Source organism: Winslowiella arboricola (assembly GCF_025527015.1).
Taxonomy (GTDB): Bacteria; Pseudomonadota; Gammaproteobacteria; order Enterobacterales; family Enterobacteriaceae; genus Erwinia; species Erwinia arboricola.
In genome coordinates, this window is record NZ_JAODIM010000013.1 from 1 (window position 1) to 255 (window position 255).

A 255-nucleotide genomic window follows, 5' to 3' on the forward strand; every position below is an offset into this window, starting at 1 on the left:
CGAGCGGGCTTTTCACCCGCTTTATCGTTACTTATGTCAGCATTCGCACTTCTGATACCTCCAGCAGACCTCACAGTCCACCTTCGACGGCTTACAGAACGCTCCCCTACCCAACAACGCTTGCGCGCCGCTGCCGCAGCTTCGGTGCATGGTTTAGCCCCGTTACATCTTCCGCGCAGGCCGACTCGACCAGTGAGCTATTACGCTTTCTTTAAATGATGGCTGCTTCTAAGCCAACATCCTGGCTGTCTGTGC

General features: G+C 55.3%; 1 rRNA gene. It reads right to left on the reverse strand.

Annotated features, from left to right (window positions below):
* Positions 1-255 (reverse strand): 23S ribosomal RNA (locus N5923_RS00060); the annotation flags it as partial.